Here is a 13,968-nt window from a genome sequence, read left to right as displayed (position 1 = left end):
CCTTGTTCAGGGCCGGGCGGCGTCGATGGTGGTGATCAGCTTGTCCAGCCGCTCGTACGTGGGCGGCTCGACGACGTCGACAAGATCGGCGGCGGCCGGCGCCTTGGTCTTGGCCACCAGGTCGGTGAACGCCTGGGGGTTCGTGGTGCGGAAGCCGTACGCGGCCGCCAGGGCGAGCAGCTCGGGGTCCTTGGTGAGCAGCTCGCCGACGCGGGTGCCCTGGCCGGAGAGCGGGACCAGCGTGTGCTTGCTGAGCACGGTCGGCGACGGGTAGACCAGGCGCATCTCCGGTTTGATCGCGCCGTCGCCGGCGAAGACGTGCGCCAGGTACTGCGCCTCGTACACGACCAGCATCGGCGTCTTGCCCGCGCCCAGCGCCAGGTAGTCGTCGAACGACGCCTCGCTGGTCGACTCGGCGAAGCCCTGGTCGAGCACGGCCGGCGCGACGACGGGCGCGATCTTGGCGATCTGCGCGTCGGAGCTGATGACGTCCTCGCCGTTGGCCACGTAACCGATCGCCGACAGGTACATGGCGGCGGAGTTGGACGTGCGGATGTCGGTCGTGGTGAGCAGTACCCGTTTGCGGGCCGGGTAAGTCGAATTACCCGGAATTTGATCCCATCGGGTTCCCTTGGCAACTAATTCCAGATATTTCTTTATATCCAGGGTTTGGTAGCCTTTGCCGGAATCGCGTATCGCGCCGGCCTTCGTCAGCAGGGCCGCGATCGGCTCGAACGTGGCCACCGCCATCGGCGAGTAGAACGGCGAGAACGTCGTCGTCGCCTTGCGGTCCCGCTTGATCCGCTCCGCGGCCGGGACGCTGGAGGGGAAGGCGAAGGCGTACTCGCCGAGGTCCACGTCGGTGACGATCTGGCGTGATCCGGCGGTGTCCACCTCGACGCGCAGGCCGTGCCTGGCGAAGGCCGCCTTGACCCGCGGGTCGTCGAAGAACGGCTTCTTCTCGGACCCGATCACCCCTCGTACCACCGCCACCTTCGGGCCCTCATCCTCCTGGCCACCCAGCAGAATCGCGACCACCGCCACCCCGGCGAGAACGACCGCCAGAATGACGCCGATCCAACGCTTCATCGCACCCCGTTTCGTGAAATAACCCCCATGACTGTGATTATGTGATGGCGGTTGCGGGGTTCGCGCGGGCGGAAAGGTGACCGTACGGCAGAATTCACGCGCCGTTCACGGATGCTGTGCGACGGCTGGGTGATTCCGCCGTATTAAGGGCGATTATCCCGATTTCCGGACGTGCCGCCGGGATCACCGGATCCACCGGCCCCCGACGCCCGGATCGGCCGCCGTCCGCGAAGGCGCCCCTTGACGATCAGCCCTCCCAGGGTTAACACTCACGCAACACCTCTCACGTGCGGCGAACCGCCGAGTGATCCGAGGCGGAATGTTAGCGCTAACAGCGGAGGAGCCGCAGATGCCGCGTGCACGATCAAGGAGGCGGCGCGCCCTCGCGTCCCTGGCGGCGGTGGTCGCGGCCCTGCTCGTGGCCCCACCCGCGCAGGCGGCGGCCGACGGCCCGGTGCTGTGGTACGAGCTCGGCGAGCAGGCGGGGACGGTGGCGGCGGACTCGTCCGGCAACGCCAGGAACGGCACCGTGCACGGCGCGCCCGGCTGGGGCGACGGGCTGGCGTTCAACGGCGCCGACACCTACGTCGAGCTGCCCGACGACGTCATGAAGGACATGAGCTCGATCACCGTCTCGACGGACGTGCTCATCGACCCCGAGCAGCGCACGCCGTACTTCCTCTACGGATTCGGCAACACCAGCGGCACCAGCGGCAACGGCTACCTGTTCGCGACCGGCGACCACCTGCGCGCCACGGTCGCGACCGGCAACTGGTCGACCGAGCAGAACACCCGCAAGTCGACCTCGTACAACCTGGCCCGCGGCGGCTGGAAGCACCTCGTCTACGCCCAGACGGGCACCACCGGAGTCCTGTACGAGGACGGCGCGGAGATCGCGCGCAACCCGGCCGTCACGATCACCCCGGGCTCGATCGGCGGCGGCGCGACCACGGCCAACTATCTCGGGCGGTCGCTGTACTCCTCGGACAGGCTGCTCAAGGGCAGACTGCGGGACTTCCGGATCTACGACCGGGCGCTCGGCGCGGACGAGGTGCAGGCGCTGGCGCAATCCACCGTCGCCGCCGCCCTCGCGGCCGACAAAGAAGCCCTCACCCTCGGCGACACCGGCGCGGTCACCGGCGACCTGACGCTGCCCGCCACCGCGCCCGGCGGCTCCAGGCTCACCTGGGCCACCAGCGACGCCGCGGTGGTCACCGCCTCCGGCGCTGTCACCCGCCCCGCGAAGGGGCAGCCCGCCGCGCGGGCCACGCTCACGGCCACCCTGGCCAGGGGCGCGCTCACCGGCACCAAGACGTTCGAGATCACGGTCCTGGCAGAGTACGACGACATGACGATCGTAGAAGCGGCCGCCGCCGCGCTGAAGGTGGCCGGCATCGACGACGTACGCGGCAACCTCACCCTCCCCGTCACCGGCGAGAACGGCACCACGGTCTCCTGGACCTCGGACCACCCGTCCGTCATCACCGCCACCGGCGAGGTCACCCGCCCGGCGCACGGCGCCGGCGCCGTCACCGTGGAGCTGACGGCCACCGTCGCCAGGAACGAGGCCACCGCCACCCGCACGTTCACCGCCAAGGTGCCCGAACTGCCCGCCCGGCAGGACTACCAGGGCTACCTGTTCAGCTACTTCACCGGCGAGGGGACCGCGGACGGCGAGCAGCTCTCCTTCGCGCTGAGCCGGGGCAACGACCCGCTGAGATGGCGCGAGCTGAACGGGGGCGCCCCCGTGCTCACCTCCACGCTGGGGGAGAAAGGGCTGCGCGACCCGTTCATCATCCGCTCGCCGGAGGGCGACAAGTTCTACCAGATCGCCACCGACCTGCGGATCTACGGCAACGGCAACTGGGACGCCGCCCAGCGCACCGGCAGCAAGTCGATCATGGTGTGGGAGTCGACGGACCTGGTGGACTGGACCGACCAGCGCCTCGTCAAGGTGTCGTCCGACAACGCGGGCAACACGTGGGCGCCGGAGGCGTACTACGACGACACGATCGGCGCGTACGTCGTGTTCTGGGCGTCCAAGCTGTACGCCGACGACGACCCCGGCCACACCGGGTCCTCCTACAACCGCATGATGTACGCCACCACCCGCGACTTCCGCACCTTCACCGCGCCGCGCGTGTGGGTGGACCCCGGCTACTCGGTGATCGACTCGACCGTGGTCAAGCACGGCGGCACCTACTACCGGTTCACCAAGGACGAGCGGAACAACACCTCCACCACGCCGTGCAGCAAGTTCATCGTCGAGGAGAAGTCCACGTCGCTGCGCGACCTCGACTGGGACTTCGTGGCCGAGTGCATCGGCAAGAACGCCATCGCCCAAGGCGAGGGGCCGACCATCTTCAAGTCCAACACGGAGGAGAAGTGGTACCTGTTCATCGACGAGTTCGGCGGGCGGGGCTACGTGCCGTTCGAGACCACCGACCTGGACTCGGGGCGGTGGACTCCGTCCACGGGCTACTCGCTGCCCGCCCGGCCCCGGCACGGCACGGTGCTGCCCGTGACCAGGGCCGAGTACGAGCGGCTGCTGGAGACGTACGCGCCGGGACAGCTCGTGCGGAGCGTGGCGGACGTGGAGGTCGTCACCGGGATCGGTGACGCGCCGGTGCTGCCGGAGACGGTGAAGGCGGCGTTCGCCGACGGCGGCACCGGCGATGTGGCCGTCACCTGGGACGAGATCCCGCCGTCCGCGTACGCGCAGGCCGGGACGTTCACGGTCGAGGGCACGCTGCCCGACGGCGCGGCCCTCCGCGCCAAGGCGACGGTCACCGTGTCGGCCGAGGGCGTGCCCGTCGAGAGCCTCACGGTGTCGCCCGCGGAGCTGCGCCTCGGTGCCGGGGTGAGCCGTCAGGTCAAGGCTGTCGTGCTGCCGGCCAACGCCACCGCCCGCGCCCTGACCTGGACCAGCGCCGACCCCGCCGTCGCGACGGTGAGCGCCACGGGTCTGGTCGCCACCGTGGCGGCGGGACGGACGCAGATCACCGTGCGGACCGCCGACGCGTCCAAGAGCGTCACGATCCCCGTCGAGGTCGCCTCGGACATCCCGCCTGACCTGCTGCTGCGCTACGAGTTCGACGAGACGGGCGGGAGCGTGGCCGGCGACGCGTCCGGCCGCGGCAACGACGGCGCCTACGAGCGGACCCCCGCGTGGGGCGAGGGCGTGGGCGGCCGGTCGTTCAAGATGTCCGGCGGCTCGGGCTCGCCGTACGTCACCATCCCGAACGGCGTGCTCAAGGACGCTTCCGCCCTCACCGTGGCCTTCCACGTGAAGTGGAACGCCTCCACCACGGCCAACCAGTGGATCTACGGCCTCGGCCCCGACAGCAACAAGTACCTGTTCACCACGCCCCGCAACGGCGGCGGCGTCCTGTTCTCGGCGGTCACGCTGGGGAGCTGGCAGGGCGAGTCGAAGCTGCCCCACACCGGAGGGCTGGCCGGCGGCTGGAAGCACGTCGCCGTCACCCTCGACCCGGCGGGCAGGACGGCGGTCATGTACCTCGACGGGGCCGAGATCGCCCGCGCCGCGAACGTGACGATCAAGCCGTCGGATCTGTACGACGCCGCCAAGAGCTACTCCGGCTACATCGGCAGGTCGCTGTACGCGGCCGATCCGTACTTCGCCGGCGAGGTGGACGACTTCCGCCTCTACGGCCGGGCGCTGTCCGCGACGGAGGTCTACGCGCTCGGCGGCGACCCCGCCGCGATCACCAAGGTGACCCTGCCCGAGCTCAAGGTCGACGCCATCGTGGACGCCGGGAAGGGCGAGATCAAGCTGCCGCTGAAGGAGGGCAGCGACGTCACCAAGCTGGCGCCGCAGCTGACACTCGCCCCCGGCGCGACCGTCAGCCCCGTCTCCGGCGCTGAGCGGGACCTCACCGAGCCCGTCACCTACACCGTGACCGGCTCGGACGGCACGAAGCGGGAGTGGCGGGTCACCGCGCTCGTCATGAAGAGCCCGGTGCTGCCCGGCCTGTACGCCGACCCCAACATCGCGGTGTTCGGCGACCGGTTCTACCTGTATCCGACCACCGACGGCTTCGCCGGCTGGAGCGGGACCGCGTTCAAGGCGTTCTCCTCCACCGACCTGGTGCACTGGCAGGACCACGGCGTCATCCTCGACCTGGGGCCCGACGTGTCCTGGGCGGACAACAGCGCCTGGGCGCCGGCGATCGCCGAGAAGGACGGGAAGTACTACTTCTACTTCAGCGGCGGCCTGGCCAGCGGCAACACGGCCAAGCAACTCGGGGTGGCCGTGTCGGACTCGCCGGCGGGGCCGTTCAGGGACGCCCTCGGCAAGCCGCTGGTCCCGGCCGGGACCTACGCCGGGCAGATGATCGATCCGGCCGTGTTCCAGGACGACGACGGGCAGCACTACCTGTACTGGGGCAACGGCAACTCCTACCAGGTGCCGCTGAACGCCGACATGGTGTCGTTCGACGCGGCGAAGGTGAAGACGTACAAACCGGCCGGGTACAACGAAGGCTCCTTCGTCGTGAAGCGGGACGGCACCTACTACTTCATGTGGTCGGAGAACGACACCCGCAGCGAGGACTACCAGGTGGCCTACGCCACCGGTCAGACGCCGCTCGGCCCGTGGACCAGGCGGGGCGTCATCCTGCGCAAGGACCTGTCCATGGGCATCAAGGGCACCGGGCACCATTCGGTGGTCCGGGTGCCCGGCACGGACGACTGGTACATCGCCTACCACCGCTTCGCCATCCCCGGCGGCGACGGCACGCACCGGGAGACCACGATCGACCGGCTGGAGTTCGGTGCCGACGGCCTGATCAAGACTGTGACGCCGACGCTGGAGAGCGTCGATCCCGTCGCCATCGTGACCGCGGGCCCCGACGCCTCCGGTGCCGAAGGCACCTCGATCCGGCTGACCGGCACGTTCTCCGGAGCCGGCACCCCGGCCTGGCGGTACGAGGCCGCCGACGGAGCGAAGGGCACATGCGCCTTCGCCGACACCGGGGCGCCGCAGACCACGGTGACCTGCACGGACGATGGCACCTACAAGGTCACGCTGACCGCCGGGCGCAGCAAGGACTCCGCGACCGTCACGGTGGCCAACGCCGACCCGGTCATCACCGGTGCGTCGGCCCCGCAGGATCCCGTCGCGGCGGGCAAGCCCGTGAAGGTGACGGTCACGTACACGGACCCGGGGGCCGCCGACACGCACACCTGCGAGATGGACTGGAAGGACGGCACCTCGGGGGCGTGCGAGGAGGACCACGCCTATGCCAAGGCGGGCATCTACCAGCCGGTGGTCACCGTCTCCGACGACGACGGCGGCAAGGTCGCGGTGACGGCCGGCCCGGTCGTCGTCTACGACCCGAAGGCCGGGTACGTCACCGGGGGCGGCGTGATCGACTCGCCGGCGGGTGCGCAGCCGGGCCGGCCGTCGGCGGTGGGCAAGGCTCTGTTCGGGTTCGTGTCGGCGTACCAGGAGGGCGCCACGAGCCCGACAGGGCAGACCGCCTTCACCTTCCCGGCAGGGAAGCTCCTCTTCGTGGCCACCCGCTACGACTGGCTCGTGGTGACCGGCGGCGAGGTCCGCTACCGGGGCGCCGGCAAGGTCAACGGCAGCTCCGGGTACGCCTTCACGGTCACCGCCCTCGACGGTGCCCCCGACCGCTTCCAGATCCGGATCTGGAACGAGGCGAGCGGCGAGGTCGTCTACGACAACCAGGGCAGCGAGGTGGGCGGCGGCGAGATCATCGTCCATGCCGGGAGGTAATTCGGGGCCATGTTCCGGTCACGCGGTGAACGCGCTTTAATGCCGCCGCAACCGCGCCGACCGTGATCATGTAACAAGCCGTGCGCAGACTGAGTGGCATGAGCGATGCACCTAAGGTCATTGACCTACGTAGCGGACATGGCACCAAGCAGGCGCGCTCGTGGCGGCGGGAGATCGTGGAGCTCGCCGCGCTGTTCCTCGCGGTGGGCCTGGCGCACTTGCTCGCGACGCTGCTCGGGCACGCGGACCCGGGTCCCGTCGTGCTGGTCGGGCTGGGCGCGGCGTTGATCGCCGGAGCCGCGATCCACAAGCGGATGGTCCACCGGCCCCTCCGCAAGAAGAGCGCCTCGCTCCCGGTGGACGGGGGAGCGGGGGCGCCCATGGCGTTGTGGCGCATCCGCATGCGGGTGGTGGAGCGTCCCGGCCGCCTGGCGACGGTGGCCGGCGCGTTCGGCCGCCTCGGCTGCAACATCCTGGCGCTGCACATCGCGCCGACCGGCAGCAGCGCCATCACGCCCGCCGGCTGCGACGCACTCGACGAGTTCGTCATCGAGGCGCCGCCCGGCCTGACGATCGGCGTGCTGGCCGGGGCGCTGACCGAGGCCGGCGGGCACGACGTCGTCATCGTGCCCGCGCAGGTCAAGGACCTCACCGACCCGGGCGTGCAGGCGCTGGTCCTGGCGCAGCGGGTCAGCGCGGACCCCGACCGGCTGCCCGAGGCGATGGCCGAGCTGCTGCGCGTCTCGCAGGTCGAGTGGCGGCGGCCTGGCGACACCGTGGACGAGGGCGCCGAGCTCAACACCACCATGGTGATCTCCGTGAACCCGGACCGCGCCCTGCTGATCAGGCGGCCCGAGCTGCCGTTCACGCCCACCGAGGCGGCCCGGGCGGCCGCCCTGACCGCCGCCGCCCGCCAGGCCCGCTACACGGGCACGGGCTGACCGCCGCCGCCCCGCGACACCGGCTCTCGGCGTGATCGCTGAGAGCCGGGGCGGGGCGGGGCGGTCAGATCCGTTCTTTGGTCCAGGTCTCCAGCCCGGTCGCGTCGATGGGCAGGGCGGCGGAGAGGATCTCCGCGCCGGTCGGCGTGACCAGCAGGTCGTCCTCGATCCGCACGCCGATCCCGCGCAGCTCCGGTGGCACCGTGCGGTCGTGGACGTGGAAGTACAGCCCCGGCTCGACCGTCAGCGCCATGGCGGGCGCCATCCGGGCGCCGTGGTAGGCCTCCGGGCTGGAGCGGGCGCAGTCGTGCACGTCCAGGCCCAGGTGGTGGCCGATGCCGCAGATCAGGTAGCGGCGGTGGTGCTGGCCGCGCTCCGACAGCGCCTCGTCCACCGAGACCGGCAGCAGCCCCCAGTCGTCCAGGCCGCGCGCGATGACCTCCATGGCGGCGTGGTGGAAATCGGTGAAGGCGCGGCCCGGCGCGACCTGGGTGAGCCCCGCCCGGTGCGCCCGCTCCACCAGGTCGTGGACCTGCCGCTGGACGGGGGAGAAGGACCCGGACACGGGGAAGGTGCGGGTGACGTCGGCGGTGTAGTGGCTGCGTACCTCGACGCCCATGTCGAGCAGCAGCAGGTCGCCGGGGCGCACGGGGCCGTCGCAGCGCTCCCAGTGCAGGGTGGGGGCGTGCGGGCCGCTGCCGACGATGGCGGCGTAGCCGGGGCCGTTGCCGTACGTCCTGGCGTAACGGTCGAACGTGCCCTGCAGCCAGCGCTCGCCCGCGCCCGCCACCGCCGTGGGGACCTCGGAGAGCACCGCGGCGAAGCCCTCGATCGTGCGGTCGACGCGGCGCGGAGCTGGGCGATCTCCCACTCGTCCTTGATCATGCGGAGTTCGGCCAGGGTACGCCCGAGCTCCTCGGAGGGCTCCTCCCAGCCCGGCCCCGCGAGCAGGGCGCCGGGGGGCGGGCCGGCGAACGCCGGCAGCGGGTGGACCTCGCTCCCGAGCGCGGCCGACCACTCGGCGAGCGACGGCGACGGGCCCACCCACAGCTCGCCGTACATGGCGTCGGAGAAGAAGCCCGGCTCGCCGGGGCGCGCGGGCGGCGGCAGGTACAGGGTGGCGTCGCCGTCCCTGACCACGGCCACGGCGTTCTCCGCCGCGCAGCCGGTCAGCCAGGAGAAGTCGCTGTCCACGCGGAAGCCGTAGGAGGTGTCGTTGCTGCGGACCGGCGCCTGGCCGGCCGCCACGACCACGGTCAGGCCGGGCAGCGCGGCGGCCAGCCTGGCCCGGTGCGCGGCCGCGGCCTCGACGGCGCCCGGCACCAGGTCGGGGGTGCGGGCGGGGGTGTCCCAGCCCTGGGCGATGTGCTCGGTGAACGCGGGGATCTCCGACAGCTTGGGCAGCTTGCCGTCACTCACCGGTGTTTTCTCCTCCCATGTCGCGGACCAGACCGGTCAGCCTGGCGAAGACGCGATCCTCCAGTAATGTGTGGCATTGCACTGAACCATAGATGTCAGGAAGTGTGTTGCCAAGGTTGCGGGTGCACCTAAGAGAACGCAACGACGAAATCGGCCGCCCGGCTCTCGCCGGACGGCCGATGATCGGGCCTGCCACCGTCATGCGCCGTTGGGCACCGGCCGCCACGATCCCCAGTCGATGCGCACCCGGTCGCGCCGCTGCGGGTCCACCTTGATCGGGACCGTCACGCCGGGCGCCACCACGCCCATCGGGATGCGCGGCAGCGTCTGCCGGTGCGTGACCCGGTACGCCTGCCCGTCCTGCGCCCGCACGCCGAGCACGAAGCTCACCATCGGCTGCCCGTTGACCGTCACGCCGGTGTCGGCCATCGACTCCACCATGGCCTGCGCGGGAATCCCCGTGGCCAGCAATCGCTGCCCGTTCCGCGCGTTGATCAGGAACGGCAGCCCCACGCACGCCAGGATCAGCGTCGTCCCGCCCATGATTGCCACTGTCATCCAAATTGTCGCGCCCACTGTCGTTCCCCAGTTCTCTCCGCCGCCTCCCAGGCGGCGACATTTCCCGTCTTCCTGGGAAGTTCTATGCGGGGCGCATTGCACGCCGCTTGACCGGCGGTTGCACGATGGAGGCCGGCTTCGGCGGCGACGCGCGCCAGGCCGTGCTCGTCCCCGGCGCGCCGGTTCACCGCCCGGGCCGTGGCCGGGGAGACCACGGCGCTCGTGGCGCCCTGCCGTCGCGGTGCTGCGCCGTTGACTACAGTGGCGCAGGTGCGACGCGTATCCGTGGTGGGGAACTCGGGCTCCGGCAAATCGACCCTCGCCGCCGGGCTGGCCGAGCGGCTGGGCGTCCCCTGGCTCGAACTCGACTCGATCTTCCACATGCCCGGCTGGACGCCGCGGCCCCCGGAGGAGTTCCGCGCGGAGGTCGAGCGGTTCACGGCCGCCGGCGGGTGGGTGGTCGACGGCAACTACTCCGCCGTACGCGACCTGGTGTGGTCGCGCGCCGACACCGTGGTCTGGATCGACCTGCCGCGGCACGCCGTGATGCGCCAGCTCGTGTCCAGGACACTGCGGCGGATGGCCACCGGCGCCGAGCTGTGGAACGGCAACAGGGAGTCGTTCCGCCTCCTGCTCGACCGGGACGAGTCGATCATCCGGTACGCCTGGAAGGCGCAGGCGAAATACCGTGACCGCTACCGGCGCGCGGCCGCCGACCCGGCGAACGCGCACCTGACCTTCATTCGCGTAGCCTCCCGCGCCGACGCCGGCCGGCTGGCCGGTAGCTGACAAAAATTGAAATCTGTCAGCCCAATCGACATACTGGCCGTATGAGAACTCTGGGAAACGGCGGACCGGTCGTGTCCGACCTGGGGCTGGGCTGCATGGGGATGTCCGACCTCTACGGGCCGGCCGACGCGTCCGAGTCCATCGCCACCATCCACGCAGCGCTCGACGCGGGCATCACGCTGCTCGACACCGGCGACTTCTACGGCATGGGCCACAACGAGCTGCTCATCCGCGAGGCGCTCCAGGGCCGATCGCGTGACGACGTGCGGATCAGCGTGAAGTTCGGGGCGCAGCGCGACTACGACGGCAACTGGCTCGGCTACGACGGGCGGCCGGCGGCCGTCAAGACGTCGCTGGCCTACACGTTGCGCCGGCTGGGCACCGGCCACGTGGACGTCTACCGGATCGCGCGGGTGGACCCGGACGTCCCGATCGAGGAGACGATCGGGGCCATCGCCGAGGAGGTCCAGAAGGGGCACGTCCGGCACATCGGGCTGTCCGAGGCCGGGGCCGACACCATCCGGCGGGCCCACGCCGTCCACCCGATCGCCGACGTCCAGCTCGAATACTCGCTGCTGTCCCGGGGGATCGAGCGCGCCATCCTGCCCGCCTGCCGCGAGCTCGGCATCGGGATCACCGCGTACGGGGTGCTGTCCCGGGGGCTGCTCAGCGGGCACTGGTCCAAGGACCGGGAGCCGGCCGCCGGTGACTTCCGCGCCCACAGCCCGCGCTTCTCCGGCGACAACCTCGCCCACAACCTGGCCCTGGTCGAGGCGCTCCGGGCGCTCGCCGACGCCAAGGGGATCACGGTCGCGCAGCTCGCCATCGCCTGGGTGCTCGCCCAGGGCGACGACATCGTCCCGCTCATCGGAGCGCGGCGGCGCGAGCGGCTCGCCGAGGCGCTGGACGCGCTCGGCGTACGGCTCACGGCCGGGGAACTGGCCGGGATCGAGGCGGCCGTGCCGCGTGACGCCGCCGCGGGCGACAGGTACGCCGCCCCGCAGATGGCCATGCTCGACAGCGAGCGCTGAGAACGTCAGCGTTCGATGAGGGTGACCTCGAGGGAGTAGAGCGAGGCGCGGTAGACGTGCGAGCCGTGCTCGACCGCCCTGCCCTGGTCGTCGTACGTGGTGCGGATCATGGTGAGCAGCGGCGCCCCGCGGCGCTCCTCCAGGAGCCGGGCCTCCGCCTGGGTGGCCGCCCGCGCCCCGATGCGCTGGTTCGCCACCCGCATCCGCACGCCCGCGCCTCGCAGCAGCTCGTACAGGCCGCGGCCCTCGAGGTCGGCGGCGGTCAGCGGGGCCAGGCTCAGCGGCAGCCAGTTGTGCAGCAGGGCCAGCGGCTCCCCGGTCGCGAACCGGAGGCGCTCCACGTAGAGGATCTCGGCGCCGGTCTCCACGCCCAGGATGCGAGCGGTCTCCTCCTCGGCCGCCCGCGGCTCCAGGGCCAGGACCTGGGTGGCCGGCTCCTGGCCCGCCCTGCGCAGGTCGTCGTACAGGCTCGTGAGCTCGACCGACCGCTTGACCTGGCCGTGCACCACCTGCGTGCCGACGCCGCGCTTGCGGACCAGCAGCCCCTTGTCCACCAGATACTGGATCGCCTGGCGGATCGTCGGCCTGGACAGCCCGAGCTTGTCGGCCAGCAGGATCTCGTTGTCCAGCCGGGAGCCGGGCGCCAGGTCACCTCGCCGGATCGCCTCGGCGATCTGCTCGGCCACCTGGAAATAGAGCGGCACGGGACTGGATCGATCCAGGTCGATGGCCAGGTTCGCGGTCATGGCGATCAGCTTACCGAGGTCAGAATGTCCTGACAAATGCCTCCGACAAATGCCTCCGTGGCCGTGACCTGGGCCGCTAGGCTGGAAGGAATATGGATGTGACACTGCTGCTCGACACCGCCACCGAGGCGGCCAGATCCGTCGGCCCCCGGCTCCGCAAAGCGTTCAGATCCCGGCCCGAGGTCGCCACCAAGCGCGACTTCCACGACCCCGTCACCGAGCACGACCGCGCCGCCGAGGAGACCATCCGCGCGGTGATCGACGCGCGCGTGCCGGGGAGCGCGATCGTCGGCGAGGAGGGCGGCTCGACCGGCTCCGGCGACCTCACCTGGTACGTCGACCCCATCGACGGCACCGCCAACTTCGCCGCCGGGCTGCCGTTCTTCTGCGTCTCCATCGCCGCCGCCGTCCGCGGCGAGCTGGTGGCGGGCGTGGTGTACGACCCGGTACGCGACGACGAGTTCACCGCCACCACCGGCGGCGCCTGGTGCAACGGCACCCCGATCCGCAGCCGCGGCGCGGCCGCCGACCGCGAGGCGATGCTCCTGTGCAGCTACCCCACGCCGCTCGACCTGGACGCGGAGGGCGAGGCGGCGCTGCGGCGCTACAGGCGCCTCCTGGAGTCGTTCTCCGCCGTGCGGCGGCCGGGCAGCGCCGCGCTCAACCTCGCCCACGTCGCCGCGGGCTGGTCGGACGCCGCGTTCGGCACCGCGTCGCACCCGTGGGACGTGGCGGCGGGGGCGCTGCTGGTCCGCCAGGCGGGCGGCGTCTACCTGGGCGACCCCCTGGTGAAGGGCGACTACCTGGCCCACGTCGGCGGCTTCGACCTGGCCGGGTCGGCGCTGGCCGAGGTGAGCGGACGGTTGCCGCGCGAAGAAAGTTAGCTGCGGGCCCATCCCGGCCGATGGCGGGCGGGGTGACCGGAGCAGGAAGCGGGCGGCGTCAGGAGAGCAGGCGGGGCAGGTCGGTCAGCGTCGTGATCCGGGGGAAGCCGGGCGGTGCCGGCTCGAGGCCGAGGCGGTCGAGCCAGACCGAGCGCATCCCGGTCGCCGCCGGTCCCGTCACGTCCTTGGCCACGTCGTCGCCCACCAGCAGCACCTCCTCCGGCGCCAGCCCCAGCGCGGCCGCCGCACCGGTGTAGGCGGCCGGCGACGGCTTGAAGTGGCCGCCCAGCACCTCGCCCGTCAGCACCGTTCGCAGCGTGCCGTCCAGCCCGATCGCGCGGACCTTCGCCTCCTGCATCCGCTGCGTGCCGTTGGTCAGCACCCCGAGCGCCAGACCCGGCAGCGCCTCCACCGCCTCACAAGCGTCCGGGTAGGCGGCCCAGCCCCGGCGGTAGCGCTCGGCGAAGCCGGCGTAGGCCGCGTCCAGGTCCGCGGGCTCCTCCACCAGCAGCTCCCGGCAGAGGGCGCGCAACCGGCGGCGGCGCTGCTCGTCCACCGAGCACTCGCCCGCCTGCCACATCGCCAGGTACGGTCCCTCCAGCCCCTCCCAGAGCCCGGGCACCTCGGCCAGGCGCGGATGGCCGGGGCAGTGCGCCGACAGCCAGGCCGTGATCGCGGCGTCGGCGGCGGCCCGATGGTCGAGCAGGGTGCCGTCCAGGTCGAACAGGACTCCCTTGATCATGACGGTTG

Annotated in this window: 11 protein-coding genes and 1 pseudogene; 6 read left to right on the top strand and 6 right to left on the bottom strand. The window is 71.5% G+C overall.

Annotated elements, in window-relative coordinates:
* Nucleotides 1-6: 6 nt before the first annotated feature.
* Nucleotides 7-1,089, bottom strand: coding sequence for a hypothetical protein (locus EJK15_RS26320; RefSeq protein ID WP_138713143.1), 1,083 nt, complete (start codon nt 1,087-1,089; stop codon nt 7-9).
* Nucleotides 1,090-1,438: 349 nt separating this feature from the next.
* Between EJK15_RS26320 and EJK15_RS26315 the strand changes: the two genes are divergently transcribed.
* The gene (locus EJK15_RS26315) at nt 1,439-6,850 is read left to right on the top strand and encodes a family 43 glycosylhydrolase (RefSeq protein ID WP_171074544.1); all 5,412 of its coding nucleotides are present in this window, start codon (nt 1,439-1,441) and stop codon (nt 6,848-6,850) included.
* 98 nt (nt 6,851-6,948) lie between these two features.
* Nucleotides 6,949-7,791, top strand: a complete 843-nt coding sequence (locus EJK15_RS26310; protein ID WP_138713141.1) for an ACT domain-containing protein — start codon at nt 6,949-6,951, stop codon at nt 7,789-7,791.
* A gap of 64 nt (nt 7,792-7,855) precedes the next feature.
* Here the strand turns inward: EJK15_RS26310 and EJK15_RS74820 are convergent, their stop codons facing one another.
* On the bottom strand, nt 7,856-8,662 hold the full coding sequence (locus EJK15_RS74820; RefSeq protein WP_240777217.1) for a M24 family metallopeptidase: 807 nt from the start codon (nt 8,660-8,662) through the stop codon (nt 7,856-7,858).
* Between the two features lie 173 nt (nt 8,663-8,835).
* Nucleotides 8,836-9,039, bottom strand: a pseudogene (locus EJK15_RS74815) (aminopeptidase P N-terminal domain-containing protein); the annotation flags it as partial.
* On the opposite strand from EJK15_RS74815, the gene EJK15_RS74810 reads away from it, so the two are divergent.
* The gene (locus EJK15_RS74810; protein WP_240777216.1) at nt 9,008-9,277 is read left to right on the top strand and encodes a hypothetical protein; all 270 of its coding nucleotides are present in this window, start codon (nt 9,008-9,010) and stop codon (nt 9,275-9,277) included. The pseudogene EJK15_RS74815 and the gene EJK15_RS74810 sit on opposite strands and share 32 nt — an antisense overlap.
* 131 nt (nt 9,278-9,408) lie before the next feature.
* On the opposite strand, the gene EJK15_RS26300 is transcribed toward EJK15_RS74810, so the two are convergent.
* Nucleotides 9,409-9,768, bottom strand: coding sequence for a hypothetical protein (locus tag EJK15_RS26300; protein WP_171074543.1), 360 nt, complete (start codon nt 9,766-9,768; stop codon nt 9,409-9,411).
* A 270-nt stretch (nt 9,769-10,038) separates the two neighbouring features.
* Between EJK15_RS26300 and EJK15_RS26295 the strand changes: the two genes are divergently transcribed.
* Together EJK15_RS26295 and EJK15_RS26290 are read left to right on the top strand one after the other, a co-directional pair.
* Nucleotides 10,039-10,557, top strand: coding sequence for a P-loop NTPase family protein (locus EJK15_RS26295; protein WP_206061119.1), 519 nt, complete (start codon nt 10,039-10,041; stop codon nt 10,555-10,557).
* Nucleotides 10,558-10,598: 41 nt separating this feature from the next.
* Entirely contained in the window at nt 10,599-11,588 is a 990-nt protein-coding gene (locus EJK15_RS26290) for an aldo/keto reductase (RefSeq protein ID WP_138713139.1), read from the top strand.
* Between the two features lie 5 nt (nt 11,589-11,593).
* Here EJK15_RS26290 and EJK15_RS26285 read toward each other — a convergent pair whose 3' ends face one another.
* Nucleotides 11,594-12,334: a GntR family transcriptional regulator gene (locus EJK15_RS26285; protein ID WP_138713138.1), complete on the bottom strand. Its 741-nt coding sequence runs from the start codon at nt 12,332-12,334 to the stop codon at nt 11,594-11,596.
* A 98-nt stretch (nt 12,335-12,432) separates the two neighbouring features.
* Between EJK15_RS26285 and EJK15_RS26280 the strand changes: the two genes are divergently transcribed.
* Nucleotides 12,433-13,218, top strand: coding sequence for an inositol monophosphatase family protein (locus tag EJK15_RS26280; RefSeq protein WP_420847088.1), 786 nt, complete (start codon nt 12,433-12,435; stop codon nt 13,216-13,218).
* 58 nt (nt 13,219-13,276) lie between these two features.
* Here EJK15_RS26280 and EJK15_RS26275 read toward each other — a convergent pair whose 3' ends face one another.
* Nucleotides 13,277-13,960 carry an HAD family hydrolase gene (locus EJK15_RS26275; RefSeq protein WP_138713136.1) on the bottom strand — a complete coding sequence of 228 codons (684 nt, stop codon included), beginning with the start codon at nt 13,958-13,960 and terminating at the stop codon, nt 13,277-13,279.
* Between the last annotated feature and the right edge of the window lie 8 nt (nt 13,961-13,968).

Origin of the sequence: Nonomuraea basaltis (assembly GCF_005893125.1) — a bacterium.
GTDB classification, from domain to species: Bacteria; Actinomycetota; Actinomycetes; order Streptosporangiales; family Streptosporangiaceae; genus Nonomuraea; species Nonomuraea basaltis.
The sequence above is the reverse complement of the archived record's forward strand: the minus strand, read 5'-3'. Positions and strand labels throughout refer to the sequence as shown.

What these genes read in the sequence shown, in the direction of transcription:
- EJK15_RS26275 (WP_138713136.1), bottom strand. Translation starts at nt 13,960, where the DNA reads ATGATCAAGGGAGTCCTGTTCGACCTGGACGGCACCCTGCTCGACCAT.
- EJK15_RS26315 (WP_171074544.1), top strand. Translation starts at nt 1,439, where the DNA reads ATGCCGCGTGCACGATCAAGGAGGCGGCGCGCCCTCGCGTCCCTGGCG.
- EJK15_RS26320 (WP_138713143.1), bottom strand. Translation starts at nt 1,089, where the DNA reads ATGAAGCGTTGGATCGGCGTCATTCTGGCGGTCGTTCTCGCCGGGGTG.
- EJK15_RS26300 (WP_171074543.1), bottom strand. Translation starts at nt 9,768, where the DNA reads ATGACAGTGGCAATCATGGGCGGGACGACGCTGATCCTGGCGTGCGTG.
- EJK15_RS26285 (WP_138713138.1), bottom strand. Translation starts at nt 12,334, where the DNA reads ATGACCGCGAACCTGGCCATCGACCTGGATCGATCCAGTCCCGTGCCG.
- EJK15_RS26310 (WP_138713141.1), top strand. Translation starts at nt 6,949, where the DNA reads ATGAGCGATGCACCTAAGGTCATTGACCTACGTAGCGGACATGGCACC.
- EJK15_RS26290 (WP_138713139.1), top strand. Translation starts at nt 10,599, where the DNA reads ATGAGAACTCTGGGAAACGGCGGACCGGTCGTGTCCGACCTGGGGCTG.